Genomic DNA, 19,819 nt, shown 5'->3' on the forward strand with positions numbered 1-19,819 from the left:
GCAAAAATGGCCCGCGCATCGATGTGCGGGCCATTTGCTTTTACGTCACGCGCTCATTGCGCATGCATTGCCCGTTCGTCAGCGCAAGTCGCCGCGCGGCGGCTCCGCTGCCGCCTTGCTCTTGTTCACGATGGTCAGCGCCGACGCGATCATCGAACTCATGTTCGACATGTCGCCCGGCACGATCAGTGTCGTGCCCTGCCTCGCCAGGTTCGAGAACGCGTTCACGTACTGTTCGGCCACCTTCAGGTTCACCGCGTCCATGCCGCCGTTCAGCTGGATCGCCGCCGCGATCTTCTGGATCGCCTGCGCGTTCGCCTCGGCCACCGCCAGAATCGCCGCGGCCTGCCCCTGCGCCTGATTGATCGCTGCCTGACGCTCGCCCTCGGACTTCTGGATCGCCGCCTCGCGGCCGCCCGACGCGATATTGATCTGCTCCTGCTTGCGCCCTTCCGATGCCGCGATCAGCGCGCGTTTCTCGCGCTCGGCGGTGATCTGCGCCTGCATCGCGTGAAGGATTTCCTTTGGCGGCGTCAGGTCCTTGATCTCGTAGCGCAGCACTTTTACGCCCCAGTTCGCGGCCGCCTCGTCCAGCGCGGACACGATGCTGTGATTGATGAAATCGCGCTCCTCGAAGGTCCGGTCCAGCTCCAGCTTGCCGATGACCGAGCGCAGCGTGGTCTGCGACAACTGCGTGATCGCGAACACGAAGTTGCTCGATCCGTACGATGCCTTCATCGGATCGGTGACCTGGAAATACAGCACACCGTCGACCTGCAGTTGCGTGTTGTCGCGCGTAATACAGACCTGGCTCGGCACTTCGAGAGGAATTTCCTTCAGCACGTGCTTGTACGCGACCCGGTCGACGAACGGGAACGCGAAGCTCAGACCCGGCGTCAGCGTCGCGTGATAACGGCCGAGGCGCTCGAGCACCCACGCATGCTGCTGCGGCACGATCTTGATGGTCTGCGACGCGAGCACGATCACGACGATCAGCAGCACTGCCCCGACGATGGTTGAATCCATATCGCTACCCTCCGATTCTGCTTCGAATAGTTGTGCGCAGGTTGGTCGGGCCTGCGTTTTCAGCTTGGGCGGCCGGCGCTCAGATCGTCAGGTCGCGCTCGCGCGCGCCTTCGGCTGCCGACTCGCGACGACGACGAGGCAACTGCCCCGCAACTCCTTGATCTCGTAGACCTGCGCGTCTTCGGGTTCGCCCGCGGCCAGCTCGATGTCCCATGCCGCGCCACGATAGGTCGCGCGTGCTTTGCGCCCCTGCCAGGCCGGCACGTTCAGCGTCTGCCCGATATCCAGATTGACATCCGGATTGCGCGACGCCTGCTCGCGCCTACGACGGCCGAAGCGCGAGCGTCTGAGCACCACGACCGCCGCGAGCGCAACCAGCGCCGCCACTACGAATTGCAGATCGGTCCCGGCGCCGGCAATGCGCGCAAGCGCGGCCGCGACGAAGCCGAACGCGATCATCAACAGATAGAAGGTGCCGCTCATCAGCTCCAGCACGACAAGCACACCCGCCCCGATCCACCAGAACAGTCCACCAGGCGCCACGTCGACCTCCACAAAGCAAAACACCCCGGTTCTACCGGGGTGTTTATAGCACGAAGCGCACGTGCCTTTAACGCGTGCCGAATGCCGCCTGCGAAAGCGGCATTCGCTACCTCGCGAGTTACTGCTTCGCCTTTGCCAGCTGCTGCCACGTATCGATGATCGTGTCGGGGTTGAGCGAGATCGACTTGATGCCTTCGTCAGTCAGCCATTGCGCGAAGTCCGGATGATCCGACGGCCCCTGGCCGCAGATACCGACGTACTTGTCGAGACGCAGACAGGTTTCGATCGCGCGCTTGAGCAGGAACTTGACCGCTGGATCACGCTCGTCGAAATCGACCGCGAGCAGCTCCATGCCCGAGTCGCGGTCGAGGCCGAGCGTGAGCTGCGTGAGATCGTTCGAGCCGATCGAGAATCCGTCGAAGTACTGCAGGAACTCTTCCGCGAGGATCGCGTTCGTCGGCACTTCGCACATCATGATCAGACGCAAGCCCTTCTCGCCGCGCTTCAGGCCGAACTTCGCGAGCAGCCCGACCACGCGCTCCGCCTGCTTCAGCGTACGCACGAACGGCACCATGATCTCGACGTTGTCGAGGCCCATCTCTTCACGCACCTTCTTCAGCGCGACGCATTCCATCTGGAACGCCTCGGCGAAGTCTTCCGCGATATAGCGCGACGCGCCGCGGAAACCCAGCATCGGGTTTTCCTCGTCCGGCTCGTAGCGCGAGCCGCCGATCAGCTTCTTGTACTCGTTCGACTTGAAGTCCGACAGACGCACGATGACGGGCTTCGGATAGAACGCCGCCGCGATCGTTGCGATACCTTCGGTCAGCTTGTCGACGTAGAACGCGCGCGGCGAGGCGTGACCGCGCGCGACGCTTTCGACCGCCTTCTTCAGGTCCTGATCGACGTTCGGGTACTCGAGGATCGCCTTCGGGTGCACGCCGATGTTGTTGTTGATGATGAACTCGAGCCGCGCGAGACCCACACCTGCGTTCGGCAGTTGCGAGAAGTCGAATGCGAGCTGCGGATTGCCGACGTTCATCATGATCTTCACCGGAATCGGCGGCAGTTCGCCGCGCTGCACTTCGGTGACTTCGGTTTCGAGCAGGCCGTCGTAGATCTTGCCTTCGTCGCCTTCCGCACATGACACGGTGACGAGCGCGCCGTCCTTCAGCACGTCGGTCGCGTCGCCGCAGCCGACCACGGCCGGCACACCCAGCTCACGCGCGATGATCGCCGCGTGGCAGGTGCGGCCGCCACGGTTCGTGACGATTGCCGACGCACGCTTCATGACCGGCTCCCAGTTCGGATCGGTCATGTCGGCGACGAGCACGTCGCCCGGCTGCACGCGGTCCATCTCCGACGGGTCGTGGATCACGCGCACCGGACCCGCGCCGATCTTCTGACCGATCGCGCGGCCCGTTGCCAGCACGTTCGACTGGCCCTTCAGCTTGAAGCGTTGCTCGGCCTTGCCGCCGCCCTGGCTCTTCACCGTTTCCGGACGAGCCTGCAGGATGAAAATCTTGCCGTCGCGGCCGTCCTTGCCCCACTCGATGTCCATCGGACGCTGGTAGTGCTTCTCGATGATCACCGCGTACTTCGCGAGCTCGATCACGTCTTCGTCGGTGATCGAGAAGCGGTTGCGCTGTTCGTGCGCGACGTCGACGGTCTTCACGCGGCCCGGCTCGCCCGGCTTCGTGAACTCCATCTTGATCAGCTTCGAGCCGATCGAGCGGCGGATGATCGGGTACTTGCCCTGCGCGAGCGTAGTCTTGAACACGTAAAACTCGTCCGGATTCACCGCGCCCTGCACGACGGTTTCGCCGAGGCCATAGCTCGACGTGATGAAGACGGCGTCCTTGAAGCCCGATTCGGTATCCAGCGTGAACATCACGCCCGCGGCGCCGACGTCCGAACGCACCATGCGCTGCACGCCCGCCGACAACGCGACTTCAGCATGCGTGAAGCCCTTGTGGACGCGATAGGAGATGGCGCGGTCGTTATACAGCGACGCGAACACGTGCTTCATGCGATCGAGCACGTCGTCGATGCCGACCACGTTCAGGTAGCTTTCCTGCTGACCGGCGAACGATGCGTCCGGCAGGTCTTCCGCGGTCGCGGATGAACGCACGGCAAACGACAGTTCCTCGGGCGAGCTCTGTTGCAGCGTGTCGAACCCCGCGCGAATGTCAGCCTCGAGCTGCGGCTGCAGCGGCGCGTCGACGATCCATTGACGGATCTCCTTGCCCGCTTCGGCGAGTGCCTTCACGTCGTCGACGTCGAGCGTCTCGAGACGTTTGGCGATGCGCTCGGTCAGATCGTTGTGCTGCAGGAAGTCACGGAACGCGAGCGCGCTGGTCGCGAAGCCGGTCGGCACGCGCACGCCGGCTTCGGCGAGCTGGCTGATCATCTCGCCCAGCGACGCGTTCTTGCCGCCGACGATCTCCACGTCGGTCATCCGCAACTGCTCGAACGGAACTACATACGCCTTGTCCTTTGCGACGGTAACTGCGTTAGTCATACAAGCCCCTAAGTGTGAAAGAAATTCACGACTGTGCAAGTGGGCTTGAACACGGGCAGCCCATTGGAAGCCTCGACCCCGTGTCTTGCACAACCTGTTAGATAAGCAATCGCCTGGACGGCGGAGATGCGTTGCATGGCGCGCCGGCCGTGGAGCACGAGGCGGAGCACCGAAGAACGCGGTTGAGCGGACTTACCGCTCGATCTGTTGCGTTCAACGCATATTGACATTAGATAACGTGACGTTGAACGACCGTTCGCGGCAAGTTAGCGGCCAATCGCCTGCAATTGCTTATCCAACAGGTTGCCGCTATTCTACCGTGCCGACTCCTGAAATGTGGCAGTCGGTCGAGAATTGCGCCTCGAATCGCGCGCCGACCAAGCCAGCGGGCTTTTGCGGGACCGCCCGCGCGGGACACGAGCGTGGCGCGCCCGCCGCCGCGCGGTTTGATTCGAGCGCGTTGTCGCGCTCGCGCTTTCCGGCTCATTTGCCTTTCACGTTCACAGCTCCTCTGATGCCGCCCACCGTATTCATCGTCTCAGACGGTACCGGGATTACTGCCGAAACCTTCGCGCATTCGATCCTCTCCCAGTTCGACCAGAAATTCCGCCTGGTCCGCGTGCCATTCGTCGACTCGACCGAGAAGGCCTACGCAACGCTCGAAAAGATCAACGAAGCGGTCGTGCAGGACGGCCGTCGACCGATCGTGTTCACCACGCTCGTCGATAGCTCGTCGAATCAGATCGTAAAGGGTTCGAACGCGCTCGTGCTCGACATGTTCCAGACCTTCGTCGAGCCGCTCGAGCAGGAACTGGAACTGAAGTCGAGCCACGCGATGGGGCGCGGCCACCAGAACGCGGACACCGAGGAGTACAAGAACCGGATCGAGGCGATCAATTTCTCGCTCGCGCACGACGACGGTCAGTCGAATCGCAATCTCGCAGACGCCGACGTGATCCTCGTCGGCGTGTCGCGCAGCGGCAAGACGCCGACGAGCCTTTACCTGGCGATGCAGTACGGCGTGAAAGCGGCGAACTATCCGCTGATTCCCGAAGATTTCGAACGCGGCAAGCTGCCGACGCCGCTACGCGAGCATCGACAGAAGATGTTCGGCTTGTCGATCGATCCGCAGCGGCTGTCGGAGATCCGTAACGAGCGGCGGCCGGGCAGCAAGTATGCGGCGCCGGAAAACTGCCGCTATGAGATCAACGAAGCCGAAACGATGATGCGGCGCGAGGGGATCAAGTGGCTGTCGTCGACGCACAAGTCGATCGAGGAAATCGCGACGACGATCCTGCAGGAGATTAAGCTGGATCGGCCGTCGTATTGAGGGATGGCCGAGCAGGCGTTGCGTTGCCGGGCCAGAGCCCTCGCAACGCCACTTCAGTCTACTTTTTGCGCCCGCGCTGCTGCCGGCACTGCTCGAACACGCAGACCGCCGCCGCGGCCGCCACGTTCAGCGACTCCATACCGCCGGGCTGCGGAATCGTCACCCGCAACGACACGGCATCGCGCCACGCCTGCGACACGCCCGCCCCTTCGTTGCCGAACACCCACGCGAGCGGCCTGCTCAGGTCGCTGTCATAGATCGCTTCGGCACCGTGCGAATCGGTGATGACGATCGGTACCGCGAGCCGTTCGATCAGCGCACGCGCTTCGACATCCTCATGAATCTGCAACAGGAAGTGCGCGCCCATCCCCGAGCGCAGCACCTTCGACGACCACGCGTATGCGGTGCCCGGCGCGCAGAACACGTGCCCGATACCCGCAGCCGCTGCGCTGCGCAGAATCGATCCGACGTTGCCCGCGTCCTGCACGCCGTCGAGCACGAGACAGTTTTGCTCGACGCGCTCGGGCAGCGGTGCGTCGAGCTTCTCGACGAGCAGCAGAATCCCGACCCCATGCACGACATTCGACAACTGTCCGAACAACGCATCCGGCAGCGTCACGAGCCGATGCTCGTCGATCCGTGACACGATCGCCTGCGCTTCGTCGTGACGCAACGCGCCGTCGGTGACGACGCATAGCTCCGGCTGACCTGCGACGTCGAGATACGTGCTTGCGAGATGGAAGCCCTCGAGCAGCGCGTGGCCGCTGCGGCGCTGTTGATGCGTCGAGCCGGCCAGTGCCTTCAGGCGCTTGTAGAGCGGATTGTCCCGCGAGGTGATGGCTTTCACAGGCAGCGAAGGCGGTGAGAAGGGAAAAGGAATCAGCGGCAATCAACGGCACGCAAGCGCGGAGCGCGCTCGAGCCGCGCTGATGGGGTCGGTCACGCGAAGCCGGCTTCGCCGAACGCATCGTCGTCGAGCAGCAGCGCGTCGGCCACGATGACGGCGTCCGCCGACGGCAACGGCACGCCAGTGCCGAACCTCAAATGCGCTTCGCGCACCGGCGCGAACGAGCGCCGATGATGCTCGCACGGCCCATGTTCGCGCAGCGCCGCGAGATGCTGCGGCGTGCCATAACCGGCATGCGCGTCGAAGCCGTACATCGGATACGCCTGGTGCAGTTCGACCAGCATGCGGTCGCGCGTGACCTTCGCGAGAATCGACGCCGCCGAGATGCTCTTCACGAGCGCGTCGCCGCCAATCACCGCCTCGCTACGGATGCTGAGCGTCGGGCAACGGTTGCCGTCGATCTTCACGAGCGTCGGCACGACCGACAGGCCCTCGACCGCGCGCTTCATCGCGAGCATGGTGGCGTGCAGGATGTTCAGCGAATCGATTTCCTCGACTGTCGCCGACGCGACGCAGTACGCGAGCGCACGCTCGACGATCTTGTCGTACAGCGCTTCACGCTTGAGTGCGCTCAGCACCTTCGAATCGTCGAGGCCACGGATCATCGGTTTGGCGGGATCGAAAATCACCGCCGCCGCAACGACCGGACCGGCCAGCGGTCCGCGCCCTGCTTCGTCGACGCCGCAGACGATGTCGTCGGCGCTCTCGAAGTTCAGGCCGGCTTGCGCCACTACCCGAACGGTGGCCGCGATCTTCCGGCGAGGCGCGCGCGCGGCGGTCATGGCCGCCCCGCCCGCTGCTCGACAACGCTCGCCACGACTTCGGCCGCGCGCTGCGCGGTGTTCTGCTTCAGCACGTGATGCATCTCCGTGAAGATTTCCTTCAGCGTGCGCCGGTTCGCCTCGTCGCGCAACTGCTTCAGCGTCGCCTCGGCGAGCGCCTGCGGCGTCGCGAAGTGCTGCAGGATCTCCGGCACCACGAAACGCCCGGCCAGGATGTTCGGCAGGCCGACGTACGGCAGATAGCCCTGGCGGCGCATGATCTGGCCGGTCAGCCAAGGCACCTTGTACGAAATCACCATCGGCTTTTTCAGCAGCGCGGCTTCGAGCGTGACGGTGCCGCTCTTCACGAGAATCGCGTCGGCGGCGGTCATCGCGAGTTGCGACTGGCCTTCGGTGATGGTCAGCGCGAGGCCCGGATGCGCATCGACGAGCGGCTGCAGCAACGCGCGCAACGCGGGCGTCGCCGCCGGCATCACGAAGCGCACGCTGGGCTCCTGGTGCTGCATCATCTCCATCGCCGCGAAGAACGTCGGGCCGATCAGGTCGATCTCGGAGCGCCGGCTGCCCGGCAGCACCGCGATCACCGGCCCGCTTTCCGCGAGACCGAGTGCGCGGCGCGCACCGAGGGTGTCGGGTTCGAGCGGGATCTGATCGGCCAGCGGATGCCCGACGTACGACGCCGCGACACCCGCCTTTTCAAGCAGCGCGGTTTCGAACGGGAACACGCACAGCATGTGGTCGACGGCCTTGGCGATCTTCTTGATGCGCCCGCCACGCCACGCCCAGATGGACGGGCAGACGAAGTGCACGGTCGGAATGCCGGCGTCGCGCAGTGCGTGCTCGAGCCCGAAATTGAAGTCGGGCGCGTCGACGCCGACGAACACGGACGGCGGTTCGGCGAGCAACTGACGCTTGAGCTCGTTGCGGATACCGAGGATTTCAGGAATGTGCCGCAATGCTTCGACATAGCCGCGCACCGTCAGCTTTTCCATCGGCCAGTGGGCGTCGAAGCCCGCGGCGATCATGCGCGGACCGCCGATGCCGTAGTACTGCGCGGCGGCCGGCAACCGGCTGGCGAGGCCGTCCAGCAGCGACGCGGCGAGCAGGTCGCCGGACGGCTCGCCGGCCACCATCGCGACGCGCAGCGGACTGGGTTGCAACGTCATCGGTTAGCGGATGATGCCGCGCTGCGACGCTTCGACGAACGCGAGCAGCGTCTGCACCGGGGCGTCGCCGTCACCGCCGGCCGAACCGAGTTCCTTCAGTTGCACCTTCGCTTCTTCGAGCGACAGGCCGTTCTTGTACAGCACGCGATACGCGGTGCGCAGCACCGAGATCGCGTCGGCCGAGAAGCCGCGGCGGCGCAGCCCTTCGACGTTGATGCCGTGCGGCTCGGCCTTGTTGCCCGCGGCGATCACGTACGGCGGCACGTCCTGCACGAGCGCCGACGCGCCGCCGAGCATCGAATGCGCACCGATGCGCACGAACTGATGCACGCCCGACATGCCGCCGATGATCGCGTAGTCGCCGATCGTCACGTGACCGGCCATCTGCGCGTTGCTCGACAGGATCACGTTGTTGCCGACGTGGCAGTCGTGACCGATGTGCACGTAGGCCATGATCCAGTTGTCGTCGCCGAGCGTGGTGACGCCCGCGTCCTGCACCGTGCCGGTGTGGATCGTCGTGAACTCGCGGATCATGTTGCGGTTGCCGATCACGAGCCTGGTCGGCTCGTCCTGGTACTTCATGTCCTGCGGACGCCCGCCGACCGATGCGTAATGGCCGATGCGGTTGTCTTCGCCGAGCGTGGTATAGCCTTCGATCACGCTGTGCGAGCCGACCGTGCTGCGCGCACCGATCGTCACGTGTGCGCCGATCACCGCATAGGGCCCGACTTCGACGGATTCGTCCAGCTGCGCGCCCGCTTCGATGATCGCGGTGGGATGGATCCTGCTCATGCGTCCTCGCTTCTGATTCTGTTGCGTTGTGTGGATGGCCTTGCCGTCAGGGCCGCCGCGCGCGTGCCTTGCCGCGCCGCGACCTGCCCCGACGCGGGCTTTACGCGTCTTTGTCCGTGTGGCGCACCGCGCACATCAGATCGGCTTCCGCCGCGACGACGCCATCCACTTCGGCGCGCGCCTTGAACTTCCAGATGCCGCGCATGTGACGCTCGAACGTGCAGTTCAGGATCAGCTGATCGCCCGGTTCCACCACGCGCTTGAAGCGCGCGTTGTCGATGCCGACGAACAGGTACAGCGTATTCGACGGATCGCTCGGCTCTTCCGAGAACGTCAGCAGCGCCGCGGTCTGCGCGAGGGCTTCGAGGATCAGCACGCCTGGCATCACCGGCCGCGTCGGGAAATGTCCCTGGAAATACGGCTCATTGATCGACACGTTCTTCAACGCTTTGATGCTCTTGTGCGGTTCGAGTTCGAGCACCCGGTCGACCAGCAGGATCGGATAACGATGCGGCAGCAGCGTGAGAATCTTATGAATGTCGAGATTGATTTTTTCGGTGCTCATGGTGTTTCTGCTCACGCATTGACTGCGCGATGATGACTGCGGATGCTGGGTGCAGGTGGGTTGAAAACGCGCACGACCGGCGCCTCCGATGACCGGTGGTCGTGCCACCCGGTCACGGCCACCGGCTTTGCTTCATGATGCTCGACCACTATTTTACGCGGTGCGGATGGGTCGCCGGGATAAGTGTCAGATCTTGTTGCCTGCGGGTTGACCTGCGGCGCCGTCAGTGGCATTGCCGGCTTTGTCGACGGTGGCGTTCTCCAGCGCTTTGATGCGATCGCGAAGCTTGTCGATATTGCGCAGCAGCGCGGCGCTTTTGTTCCAGTCCGCGTGGTTCACGGCCGGGAACGCGCTCGTGTACATGCCGGGCTTCAGCAGCGACTTCGACACGCCCGACTTTGCGGTGACGATCACGTAATCGGCGAGCGTCACGTGTCCGGCAATGCCGACCGCGCCGCCGATCATGCAATGACGGCCGATGGTCGTGCTGCCCGCGATGCCCGCGCAGCCCGCGATCACCGTGTAGGCGCCGACCTTGCAGTTGTGGCCGATCTGCACGAGGTTGTCGATCTTCACGCACTCCTCGATGATCGTGTCGGCCATCGCGCCGCGGTCGATCGTGGTGTTCGCGCCGATTTCGACGTCGTTCGCGATCGACACGCCGCCGACCTGCGGAATCTTGACCCAACTGCCGGTGCGTGCGTCGCCCTCGCCGACGAAGTCTGGCGCGAAGCCGAAGCCGTCCGAGCCGATCACCGCGCCCGCGTGGACGATCACGCGCTCGCCGAGCTTGCAGCCGTGGTACACGGTCACGTTCGGATACAGATGTGAGTTCGCCCCGACGCGGGTGCCGCGGCCGATTACGACGTTGGCGTCGAGCCGCGCGTGCTCGCCGATCACTGCGCCCGCTTCCACGGTGACACGCGGACCGATCACCGCGCTCGCGGCGACCTGGGCGGAAGGATCGATGGTTGCGCTCGGATGCACGCCGGGGACCGCCCTCGGCGCGGCCAGGTCGATGAAGGTTTGCGCGATGCGCGCAAAGTAAGCGTAGGGATTCGGCGTGACGATGAAGTTTCGAGCTTCGCGCGAGGCGAGCTTCGCAAGGTCGCCGGCATTGATCAGCACTGCGCCGGCGCGGGTCGTTTCGACCTGCGACAGATACTTCGGATTGGCGAGGAACGCCAACTGGTCCGGGCCGGCCTGGTCGAGCGGCGCAAGACTGCTCACGCGCTGCGCCCCGTTACCGACTACTTCACCGCCGAACCGCTGGACGATGTCCTCGAGCGTAAATGCCATGCCTATCCTGTCTCCAATGTCGACCAGAGTTGGCGCTTTAGCGCTTACTCTGGTCCCATTCAAATCATTGCGAGGGGCGCGCGCCGAGGCGTGCGGGGCGACCGTGCGCCGCCCTCAGTCGCCCTCATTGCCCTTAGTTGCCCTCAGTTGCCCGATGCCGCAAGTGCCTTCAGCACCTGGTCGGTGATATCGATGCGCGGGCTCACGTACACCGCTTCCTGGACGATCAGATCGTAGTGCTGCGTTTCGGCGATCTGCTTGATGACCTTGTTCGCGCGATCGAGCACCGCCGCGAGTTCCTCGTTGCGGCGCTGGTTCAGGTCTTCGCGGAACTCACGCTGCTTGCGTTGGAAGTCCGAGTCGAGCTGCGACAGGTCGCGCTGCTTTTGCGCGCGATCGGTCGCCGACATTGTCGCGCCATTCTTGTCGAGTGCATCGGACATCGACTTGAGCTTTTGCGCCATGTCGGCGAGATCCTTGTCCCGCTTCGCGAATTCGGCCTCGAGCTTCAGCTGCGCGGCTTTCGCCGCCGCCGATTCGCGCAGGATGCGGTCGGAATTCACCGCGGCGATCCTCGCCTCCTGCGCGTGCGCCATGCCGACCCCGAGGGTCATTGCCAGCGCCAATGCGCACGCTACACGTTTCGAAAACATACCGGTTAGCAAAGTCATCCTCTCGATACTGTAGTTTGGCCGGGTCCGCCGCCGCAGCCGGCCGCCGGCAACGCCGGCCGCCGGGAACACCCGCCGCCCGATCAGAACGCCGTCCCGATCTGGAACTGGAACTTCTGGTACTGGTCGCCAGTGTGCTTCGTGAGCGGGAAGCCGAGGCTCAACTTGAGCGGGCCGATCGGCGAGATCCACGCGAGACCCACACCGTAGCCGTAACGCAGGCCATTTGCGCCGATGCTGTTACCTTCCGTTCCCCACACGTTACCGGCGTCGAGGAACGTGAACACACGCAGCGTGCGATCGTAGCCCGTGCCCGGCAGCGGGAACGTGAGCTCGATATTGCCGACGAGGAGCTTCGAGCCGCCGATCGGGTCGTTGGTCTTCGCGTCTCGCGGACCGAGCGAGCTCGGCTCGTAGCCGCGCACCGAACCGATACCGCCGGCGAAGTAGTTCTTGAAGATCGGATAAGGCTTGCCGCCGAGGCCGTTACCGTAGCCGCCCTGGAAGTTGAAGCCCAGCACGAAGCCACGCGCGAACGAGTAATAGTACTGCGCGTTGATGTCGGCCTTGTAGTACTGCGTGCCCCCGATCGGCGTGCCGTACTCGGCGTTCGCCTGCGTGAAGTAGCCGCGGCTCGGCACCAGCGCGCTGTCACGCGCGTCGCGCGACCAACCGACCGTCAGCGGTACGTTGTTCGACACGCGGCCGAACTGGTTCACGTAGTCGATATAGCTTTGCGGCGTATTCGAGTCGATGTCGAGCTGGTTCTGCTCGAAGCCGACGCCGAAAAACACCGTGTCGACTTCGGAGAACGGAATGCCGAACTTCAGGTCACCGCCAATCGTGACGATCTTGAAGCTCGAATCGGTCGAATAGTACAGCGGCTGGTACGTGCGGTAGTAGACGTCGGTGATCCGCTTGATGCCGTCCACCGTGAAGTACGGGTCGACCTGCGTGACCGTCAGCGTACGGTACGTCTTCGCGGTATTGATGTTCACCGAGAGGCTCGTGCCGGAGCCGAACACGTTGTCCTGCGAGATACCCGCCGACAGCACCACCTTGTCCGTCGATGAGAAGCCCGCGCCAAGCGTGATCGCGCCGGTCGGTTTTTCGGCGACTTTCACGTCGATGTCGACCTGGTCGGGCGTGCCTTCGACCGGCACCGTGGTCACGTCGACGTCGGTGAAGTAGCCGAGACGGTTGATACGGTCCTTCGACAGCGCGAGGCGGTTCGAATCGAACCACGAGCTTTCGAGCTGGCGCATTTCGCGGCGCACCACTTCGTCGCGCGTGCGCGTGTTGCCGACCACGTTGATGCGGCGCACGTACACGCGACGGCTCGGGTCGACCTGAAGCGTCAGGTCGACGGTGTGGTTGTTCTGGTCGATCTGCGGCTGTGCATTGACGGTCGCGAACGCGTAGCCGTACTCGCCGAGCTTGTCGACGATCGCCTTCGTGGTGGCCTGCAGCTTTTCGGCCGAGAAGCGGTCGCCCGGCTTGATCTTGATCAGCTTCTTCAGTTCCGCTTCGCGGTCGAGCAGATTGCCGGCGAGGCGGATGTTCGAAATCGTGTACGGCTGACCTTCATGCAGCGTGACCGTCAGGTACATGTCCTTCTTGTCCGGCGAAATCGACACCTGGGTCGATTCGATGCTGAACTCGAGATAGCCGCGGTTCAGGTAGTACGAGCGGACGTTCTCGAGGTCGCCGGTGAGCTTGTCTTTCGAGTACAGGTCGTTCTTCGTGTACCACGAGAACCAGTTCGGCGTGGACAGCTGCATTTCGTCTCGCAGCGTGCCGGTGCTGAATGTCTTGTTGCCGATGAAGTTGATCTGACGGATCTTCGCGCTCGGACCTTCGGCCACCGAGAACAGGATGCCGACGCGGTTGCGGTCGATCGGCGTGATCGTCGTGGTGACTTCAGCCGCGTAAAAACCGCGCGTCAGATACTGGCGCTTCAGCTCCTGCTCGGCCTTGTCGACGAGGGCCTTGTCGTAGTAGCGGCCTTGCGACAGCCCGACCGCGCGCAGCGCCTTGATCAGATTGTCCTTGTCGAACTCGTGGATACCGGCGAAGTCGATCGTGCCGATGGCCGGGCGCTCTTGCACCTGCACGATCACCACGTTGCCTTCGGTCGCGATCTTGACGTCGTTGAAGAAGCCCGTCGCGTACAGCGCGCGAATCGCTTCGGACGCCTTGTCGTCGGTAAAGGTATCGCCTTGCTTGATGGGCAGGTACGCGAACACCGTGCCCGGTTCGACGCGTTGCAATCCCTCAATGCGAATGTCTTGCACCACGAAGGGCGTCGTTGCGTGAGCAACCAGCCCATGCGCGGCGAACGCCGCGGCTACAACCGTCTTTGGACCAAAGCGATGAGGTTTGAACAACGTGCTTCCCCAGTATGTATAGCTGCATCAGGCCTGGCGGCCGCCCTCGTGAACGCCGCCGGACACTTTAAAAATGGATTAAACGAGCCAGATCGTTGAACAGCGCAATCGCCGACAACGCGACGATGCAGGCAAGCCCCGCCCTCTGAAAAACGAGTTGCCAGCGATCGGAGACAACTTTACCGGTCACAGCTTCAACCAAATAATATAACAGATGACCCCCATCCAATACCGGAATTGGTAGCAGGTTCAGCACGCCGAGGCTAATGCTGACAAGGGCCAGGAACGACAGAAACGCGGCAGGACCCAGACGTGCGCTCTTTCCCGCGTAGTCGGCGATCGTCACCGGACCGGACAGATTCTTCAGCGACGCCTCGCCGACGATCATCCGGCCGAACATCCTGACCGAGTACACCGCGAGATCCCAGGTACGGCGCGCGCCGAGGTGGAGGCTCTCGAGCGGCCCGTAGCGCACGTCGATCGACGGCACCTGGGTCGCCAGCTCCGCGCCGATGCGGCCGATCTGCTGCCCGCTCGCCGCATCGCGCTGCAGCTGCGGCACGATGGTGATTTCTTCGAGCGCGCCCGCCGCATGACCGCCACGGCCCCCGCGCTCCACCCGCAGCGTGACCGGCACGCCGGCGTGCGATTTTACAAAAGCGATGAAGGCCGAGGCATTATCGGTCGGCGTGCCGTTGATCGCGCGCAGCCGGTCGCCGGCGACGAGCCCCGCCTTTTGCGCGGCGCTGCCCGCCTGCACGCCCGCCACCGTCAGCTTGCCGCCGCCGGGCTCGAAGCCGAGGCGCGACATCAGATCGTCATCGACGTCTTTCTCGCCGAGGCCGCGCAGGTCCATCGGAAAATCGGACGTGCCGTGCGCGTCTTTTGCACTGAGCACGATGCGCTGCTGATCGAACGCGGCGCCGAGCAGCTTCCAGCGCAGATCCGACCACGACCGCACCGGCTCGGTCTCATCGCTATGGCCGGTGCGCACACCGACAATGGTCTCGCCGCCCTCGAAGCCCGCCAGCGCGGCCGGCGTGTTCGGCGCGGGTGTCGCGATCACGGCGGCCGGTTCGGTCACGCCAGTTGCGAACACGAGCGCGAACAGCACGATCGCGAGCAGGAAATTCGCGACCGGACCGGCCGCGACGATCGCGAAGCGCCGCCACACCGACTGGCGGTTGAACGCATGCGGCAGATCCGCTTCGGGAATCGAACCGGGGCCGGTCTCGCGCTCGTCAAGCATCTTCACGTAGCCGCCGAGCGGCAGCGCGGCAATCGTCCACTCGGTGCCCGTCTTCGGACTGACCCACTGAACGAGCGGCTTGCCGAAGCCGATCGAGAAGCGCAGCACCTTCACGCCGCACAGACGCGCGACGCTGTAGTGCCCGTACTCGTGGACTACCACGAGTACGCCAATCGCAACCGCGAAAGCGAGCAGTTCGATCAGCAGATTCATAAACGCCTCACTGGACGGCGCGTTCCGTGCGACGGGCGCCGTCAGGCAGACGCGCGATGAATTCGGTAGCAGCTCGGCGCGCGGCGGCGTCCGCTTCGATGACGTCGTCGAGCGCGTGCGCGCTGCGGTTCGGCAACGCGTTCAGCACCGAGTCGACCGCCTCGGCAATCGCCATGAAGCCGATGCGGCGCGCGAGAAATGCCTCCACCGCGATCTCGTTCGCGGCGTTCAACGCCGCACTCGCGACGCCGCCTTCCGCAAGCGCCTTCATGGCGAGCGCGAGGCACGGGAAGCGCGCGTAGTCGGGTTTTTCGAACGACAGCGACGCGATCTCCGCGAGATCGAGCTGCGCGACCCCGGAATCGACGCGATCCGGAAACGCGAGCGCGTGCGCGATCGGCGTGCGCATGTCGGGGTTGCCGAGCTGCGCGAGCACCGAACCGTCCGCGTACGACACCAGCGAATGAATCACGCTCTGCGGATGGATCAGCACGTCGATGCGCTCGCCGGGCAGGTTGAACAGCCAGTGCGCCTCGATCACTTCGAGGCCCTTGTTCATCATCGTGGCCGAGTCGACCGAGATCTTGCGGCCCATCACCCAGTTCGGATGCTTGCAGGCTTCGTCAGGCGTCACGTCGACGAGCGTGGCCGGTTCGCGGGTGCGGAACGGGCCGCCCGATGCGGTCAGGATGATCTTTGAAACGCCGCCATGCAGCGACGCTTCACGCGGCAGGCATTGGAAAATCGCGTTGTGTTCGCTGTCGACCGGCAGCAGCACCGCGCCGTGGTCGCGCACCGCGTCCATGAAGATCGCGCCGGACATCACCAGCGCTTCCTTGTTCGCGAGCAGGATACGCTTGCCGGCGCGCGCCGCGGCAAGGCTCGGCGCGAGACCGGCCGCGCCGACGATCGCCGCGACCACCGTGTCGCAGCCCTCGCTCTTCGCGACGTCGACGAGCGCCTGCGGCCCGTACGTGACCTCGGTCTTGCTGCCCGCTTCGCGCAGCTTCGCGGCGACCTTCGCGGCCGTGTCGGCGTCGCCGACCACCGCCACTTCGGGCGCGAAGCGCAGGCATTGCCCGACGAGCTTGTCGCCGTTGCGATGCGCGCTCAGCGCGTAAATCGAAAACCGCTCGGGATGACGCGCGACCACGTCGAGCGTACTGTCTCCAATCGAGCCCGTGGAACCGAGCAATGTCAGACGTTTTTGCATATCTCTTTCTCTAGCCGAGCAGCAGCATGGCGAGCGGCAGCACCGGCAACAACGCGTCGATGCGATCGAGCACGCCGCCGTGCCCCGGCAACAGGCCGCTCGAGTCTTTGACGCCGGCCTGACGTTTCATCATCGATTCGAACAGATCACCGACCACGCTAAAAACCACCAGCAGGGTCAGCGCGAGCACCGTGCGCAGCGCACCCAGTTGCGCCAGCAGCGCAGAATACAGGGTCGGCTCGAACGCGTGCCAAAAGATCGCCGCGGCGGCGACGATCATGACCAGCAGCCAGCCGCCGATCGCCCCCTCCCAGGTTTTACCCGGACTGATCGCTGGCGCCAGCTTGTGCTTGCCAAATGCCTTCCCGGAGAAGTATGCGCCGATATCGGCGAGCCATACCAATAGCAGCAGCGACAGCACGAACGGCACACCCTGCATGCGCGCGGCGACGAGAGCATGCCAGCACGCGATGAAACCGACGATTCCGGCAAGAAACAGAAACGCGCGCCACGCGCCCTGCGCGAGCACGGGCTTACGCAGCAGCGCGAATGGACCGGCGATCACCCAGAAAATCGCCGCCGCCTGGAAGAACGGCCGGGCAGGCTCGGTGCCGATGCCCACCCGCGTACTGGTGACGAGTCCGAGCGCCGCGACGAGCGCGTACAGCACCGGACCCGCGCCACCGAGCTTCAGCAGGCGCGCCCACTCCCACGCGGCGAACACGACGACGAAAGCGATCAGCGCGCCGAATGCGCCGACAGGCGCGAACAGCGTGACAGGCAGGAACACTGCCAGCAACACGATCGCCGTGATGACACGGGTCTTTAGCATGGAAGCGAATCGACGTTCTGCGATTGCGGCTCGAGCTGAGCACTGGTGCGGCCGAAGCGGCGTTCCCGCTCCGTGTACGAAGCGATGGCGTGACCGAGCGCGTCGGCGTCGAAATCCGGCCAGAACGTGTCGGTGAAATAGAACTCGGTGTAGGCAAGCTGCCACAGCAGGAAGTTGCTGACGCGGCGCTCGCCGCCGGTGCGGATGAACAGGTCCGGCTCGGGTGCGTAGGCCATCGACAGGTGCTCGGCGAACGCGTCCTCGTTGACCTCGACCGGCTTGCCCGCCGCCGCTTGCTCGACGAGCTTGCGGGCGGCCTGCATGATGTCCCAGCGCCCGCCGTAGTTCGCGGCGATGGTCAGCGTGAGACGGGTGTTGCGCGCGGTCTTGGTTTCCGCGCGCTTGATCAGATCGCGGATCTTGTCGTCGAAACGCTCGAGATCGCCGACCACGCGCAAACGGATACCGTTCGCGTGCAGCTTGCCGATCTCGCGCTCGAGCGCGGTGACGAACAGGCGCATCAGGAACGATACCTCCTCGTTCGGACGGCGCCAGTTCTCCGAGCTGAACGCGAACAGCGTCAGATATTCGACGCCCCGCCGCGCGCACGCCTCGACGGCCGCCCGCACCGCGTCGACGCCGCGCGTATGGCCCGCCACGCGGGGCAGACGCCGCTGCGTGGCCCAACGGCCGTTGCCATCCATGATGATCGCGATATGTCGCGGCACCGCGGCGACTTCAGGCACGCGCACGGTTGAGCTGGTATAGGTCATGGCCGTCGGGACAGTAATGCCAGTAAAGAAGTGGAAATCAGAAGGTGCTGAGCCGAACGGCGTCAGACCGTCATGATCTCGGCTTCTTTCGTTGTGACGAGCTTGTCGATTTCGGCGACGAACTTGTCCGTCAGCTTCTGGACGTCGTCACCGGCACGACGCTCGTCGTCTTCCGAGATTTCCTTGTCCTTGACGAGCTTCTTCAGTTGCTCGTTGGCGTCGCGGCGCAGGTTGCGCACGGCCACCTTGGCCGTTTCGGCTTCGCTGCGAACGACCTTGGTCAGCTCGCGGCGACGCTCTTCGGTCAACGCGGGCATCGGTACGCGGATCACATCGCCATGGGTAGCTGGGTTCAGACCGAGATCCGACTCGCGGATCGCCTTTTCGACGACCTGGACCATCTTCTTTTCCCACGGCTGCACCCCGATCGTGCGCGCGTCGATCAGCGTCAGGTTCGCGACCTGCGAAATCGGCACCGGCGAGCCATAGTAGTCGCACTGGATATGATCGAGCAGGCCCGTGTGCGCACGGCCCGTGCGGATCTTCGACAGGTCGTTCCTGAACGCGTCGATGGAGCGCTGCATCTTCTGTTCAGCGCCCTTCCTGATATCAGCCACAGACATTTTTAAACCTCCGAACCTTCAAAACGGTGCGAGCCGCCCGGCACGCGCGATGCGGCGGCCCGGGCTCGCGTCAAAGCCCACGTAATGTAAACGAAGTTTACACGTGGACGAGGGTGCCCTCGTCCTCCCCTAGCACGATGCGCTTGAGCGCACCGGGTTTGACGATCGAAAACACGCGGATCGGCAGCTTCTGGTCGCGGCACAGAGCGAAAGCCGTCGCGTCCATCACCTGCAGATTGCGGCCGATTGCCTCATCGAAGCTGATCGTGCTGTAGCGGGTCGCGCTCGAATCCTTCTTCGGATCGGCCGAATAGACGCCGTCCACCTTGGTCGCCTTCAGCACCACTTCCGCGCCGATTTCCGCGCCGCGCAATGCAGCGGCCGTGTCGGTCGTGAAGAACGGGTTGCCGGTGCCGGCCGCGAAGATCACGACCTTGCCTTCCTCGAGCTGGCGGATCGCGCGGGGCCGGATGTACGGCTCGACGACCTGGTCCATGCGCAGCGCCGATTGCACGCGCGCCTCGATGCCGGCGTGACGCATCGCGTCCTGCAGCGCCAGCGCGTTCATCATCGTGGCGAGCATACCCATGTAGTCGGCCGTTGCGCGGTCCATACCCGCCGCACCGCCCGCGACGCCGCGAAAAATATTGCCGCCGCCGATCACCACGGCCAGTTGCGTTCCGAGACGGACCACTTCGGCCACGTCCGCCACCATTCGTTCGATGGTTCCGCGATTGATGCCGAAGGCATCGTCGCCCATCAGAGCTTCACCGGAGAGTTTGAGCAGGACGCGTTTATAGGCAGTGGGCATAGGGGTATCCAGATCGCGCAGAACAGGGCAACAACAAGGGACTAATGTAGGGGTGAAATGCTGATTCGGGCAAGCACCGCCAAATTGGCGAACCCTCAGGTTCGCCAGCGGCGGCC

General features: G+C 64.3%; 18 protein-coding genes. 1 reads left to right on the top strand and 17 read right to left on the bottom strand.

The features are described from left to right. Positions 1-78: 78 nt before the first annotated feature. The 3 genes from OKW27_RS21075 to ppsA form a co-directional block, all read right to left on the bottom strand. Positions 79-1,026, bottom strand: a complete 948-nt coding sequence (locus tag OKW27_RS21075; protein ID WP_090800567.1) for an SPFH domain-containing protein — start codon at positions 1,024-1,026, stop codon at positions 79-81. Positions 1,027-1,113: 87 nt separating this feature from the next. After that, positions 1,114-1,569 (bottom strand): NfeD family protein, encoded by a 456-nt coding sequence (locus tag OKW27_RS21080; RefSeq protein WP_090805347.1) that lies wholly within the window; start codon positions 1,567-1,569, stop codon positions 1,114-1,116. Between the two features lie 118 nt (positions 1,570-1,687). After that, positions 1,688-4,090, bottom strand: coding sequence for a phosphoenolpyruvate synthase (ppsA, locus tag OKW27_RS21085; protein ID WP_429334764.1), 2,403 nt, complete (start codon positions 4,088-4,090; stop codon positions 1,688-1,690). 514 nt (positions 4,091-4,604) lie between these two features. Here ppsA and ppsR point away from each other — a divergent pair. Continuing rightward, positions 4,605-5,420 carry a posphoenolpyruvate synthetase regulatory kinase/phosphorylase PpsR gene (gene ppsR / locus OKW27_RS21090; RefSeq protein ID WP_090800570.1) on the top strand — a complete coding sequence of 272 codons (816 nt, stop codon included), beginning with the start codon at positions 4,605-4,607 and terminating at the stop codon, positions 5,418-5,420. A 58-nt stretch (positions 5,421-5,478) separates the two neighbouring features. On the opposite strand, the gene OKW27_RS21095 is transcribed toward ppsR, so the two are convergent. The 14 genes from OKW27_RS21095 to pyrH all read right to left on the bottom strand — a co-directional run bounded on the left by OKW27_RS21095 (position 5,479) and on the right by pyrH (position 19,703). Next, complete coding sequence (locus OKW27_RS21095) at positions 5,479-6,267, bottom strand: TrmH family RNA methyltransferase (RefSeq protein ID WP_429334765.1); 789 nt, start codon at positions 6,265-6,267, stop codon at positions 5,479-5,481. 92 nt (positions 6,268-6,359) lie between these two features. Then, positions 6,360-7,109, bottom strand: coding sequence for a ribonuclease HII (gene rnhB, locus OKW27_RS21100; RefSeq protein WP_429334766.1), 750 nt, complete (start codon positions 7,107-7,109; stop codon positions 6,360-6,362). Then, entirely contained in the window at positions 7,106-8,275 is a 1,170-nt protein-coding gene (lpxB, locus tag OKW27_RS21105) for a lipid-A-disaccharide synthase (RefSeq protein WP_429334767.1), read from the bottom strand. The genes rnhB and lpxB overlap by 4 nt, the downstream gene beginning before the upstream one ends. Positions 8,276-8,278: 3 nt before the next feature. Beyond that, positions 8,279-9,067 carry an acyl-ACP--UDP-N-acetylglucosamine O-acyltransferase gene (gene lpxA, locus OKW27_RS21110; protein WP_184056892.1) on the bottom strand — a complete coding sequence of 263 codons (789 nt, stop codon included), beginning with the start codon at positions 9,065-9,067 and terminating at the stop codon, positions 8,279-8,281. A gap of 100 nt (positions 9,068-9,167) precedes the next feature. After that, complete coding sequence (gene fabZ / locus OKW27_RS21115) at positions 9,168-9,632, bottom strand: 3-hydroxyacyl-ACP dehydratase FabZ (protein ID WP_006048683.1); 465 nt, start codon at positions 9,630-9,632, stop codon at positions 9,168-9,170. A 186-nt stretch (positions 9,633-9,818) separates the two neighbouring features. Then, positions 9,819-10,931, bottom strand: coding sequence for a UDP-3-O-(3-hydroxymyristoyl)glucosamine N-acyltransferase (lpxD, locus tag OKW27_RS21120; protein ID WP_090800579.1), 1,113 nt, complete (start codon positions 10,929-10,931; stop codon positions 9,819-9,821). A 143-nt stretch (positions 10,932-11,074) separates the two neighbouring features. Further along, positions 11,075-11,596 (bottom strand): OmpH family outer membrane protein, encoded by a 522-nt coding sequence (locus OKW27_RS21125; RefSeq protein ID WP_026225318.1) that lies wholly within the window; start codon positions 11,594-11,596, stop codon positions 11,075-11,077. Between the two features lie 89 nt (positions 11,597-11,685). Next, positions 11,686-13,989, bottom strand: a complete 2,304-nt coding sequence (gene bamA / locus OKW27_RS21130; protein WP_090800580.1) for an outer membrane protein assembly factor BamA — start codon at positions 13,987-13,989, stop codon at positions 11,686-11,688. Positions 13,990-14,056: 67 nt separating this feature from the next. Further along, complete coding sequence (gene rseP, locus OKW27_RS21135) at positions 14,057-15,451, bottom strand: RIP metalloprotease RseP (RefSeq protein ID WP_018417653.1); 1,395 nt, start codon at positions 15,449-15,451, stop codon at positions 14,057-14,059. A 7-nt stretch (positions 15,452-15,458) separates the two neighbouring features. Next, complete coding sequence (locus OKW27_RS21140; protein ID WP_090800582.1) at positions 15,459-16,664, bottom strand: 1-deoxy-D-xylulose-5-phosphate reductoisomerase; 1,206 nt, start codon at positions 16,662-16,664, stop codon at positions 15,459-15,461. Positions 16,665-16,674: 10 nt separating this feature from the next. After that, positions 16,675-17,496 (bottom strand): phosphatidate cytidylyltransferase, encoded by an 822-nt coding sequence (locus tag OKW27_RS21145; RefSeq protein WP_429334768.1) that lies wholly within the window; start codon positions 17,494-17,496, stop codon positions 16,675-16,677. Continuing rightward, complete coding sequence (gene uppS / locus OKW27_RS21150; RefSeq protein WP_090800585.1) at positions 17,490-18,269, bottom strand: polyprenyl diphosphate synthase; 780 nt, start codon at positions 18,267-18,269, stop codon at positions 17,490-17,492. Before uppS ends, OKW27_RS21145 begins: the two co-directional genes overlap by 7 nt. Positions 18,270-18,331: 62 nt before the next feature. Continuing rightward, positions 18,332-18,892 (bottom strand): ribosome recycling factor, encoded by a 561-nt coding sequence (frr, locus tag OKW27_RS21155; protein ID WP_090800586.1) that lies wholly within the window; start codon positions 18,890-18,892, stop codon positions 18,332-18,334. A 97-nt stretch (positions 18,893-18,989) separates the two neighbouring features. Then, positions 18,990-19,703, bottom strand: a complete 714-nt coding sequence (gene pyrH, locus OKW27_RS21160) for a UMP kinase (protein WP_090800588.1) — start codon at positions 19,701-19,703, stop codon at positions 18,990-18,992. Positions 19,704-19,819: the final 116 nt, after the last annotated feature.

This window comes from Paraburkholderia sp. 35.1 (assembly GCF_050436525.1).
Lineage (GTDB): Bacteria > Pseudomonadota > Gammaproteobacteria > Burkholderiales > Burkholderiaceae > Paraburkholderia > Paraburkholderia tuberum.

Coding starts and splice junctions, on each gene's coding strand:
- frr (WP_090800586.1), bottom strand. CDS start 18,892: ATGTCTGTGGCTGATATCAGGAAGGGCGCTGAACAGAAGATGCAGCGC.
- pyrH (WP_090800588.1), bottom strand. CDS start 19,703: ATGCCCACTGCCTATAAACGCGTCCTGCTCAAACTCTCCGGTGAAGCT.
- lpxD (WP_090800579.1), bottom strand. CDS start 10,931: ATGGCATTTACGCTCGAGGACATCGTCCAGCGGTTCGGCGGTGAAGTA.
- lpxB (WP_429334767.1), bottom strand. CDS start 8,275: ATGACGTTGCAACCCAGTCCGCTGCGCGTCGCGATGGTGGCCGGCGAG.
- rnhB (WP_429334766.1), bottom strand. CDS start 7,109: ATGACCGCCGCGCGCGCGCCTCGCCGGAAGATCGCGGCCACCGTTCGG.
- lpxA (WP_184056892.1), bottom strand. CDS start 9,067: ATGAGCAGGATCCATCCCACCGCGATCATCGAAGCGGGCGCGCAGCTG.
- uppS (WP_090800585.1), bottom strand. CDS start 18,269: ATGACCTATACCAGCTCAACCGTGCGCGTGCCTGAAGTCGCCGCGGTG.
- ppsR (WP_090800570.1), top strand. CDS start 4,605: ATGCCGCCCACCGTATTCATCGTCTCAGACGGTACCGGGATTACTGCC.
- OKW27_RS21075 (WP_090800567.1), bottom strand. CDS start 1,026: ATGGATTCAACCATCGTCGGGGCAGTGCTGCTGATCGTCGTGATCGTG.
- rseP (WP_018417653.1), bottom strand. CDS start 15,451: ATGAATCTGCTGATCGAACTGCTCGCTTTCGCGGTTGCGATTGGCGTA.
- fabZ (WP_006048683.1), bottom strand. CDS start 9,632: ATGAGCACCGAAAAAATCAATCTCGACATTCATAAGATTCTCACGCTG.
- OKW27_RS21145 (WP_429334768.1), bottom strand. CDS start 17,496: ATGCTAAAGACCCGTGTCATCACGGCGATCGTGTTGCTGGCAGTGTTC.
- ppsA (WP_429334764.1), bottom strand. CDS start 4,090: ATGACTAACGCAGTTACCGTCGCAAAGGACAAGGCGTATGTAGTTCCG.
- OKW27_RS21140 (WP_090800582.1), bottom strand. CDS start 16,664: ATGCAAAAACGTCTGACATTGCTCGGTTCCACGGGCTCGATTGGAGAC.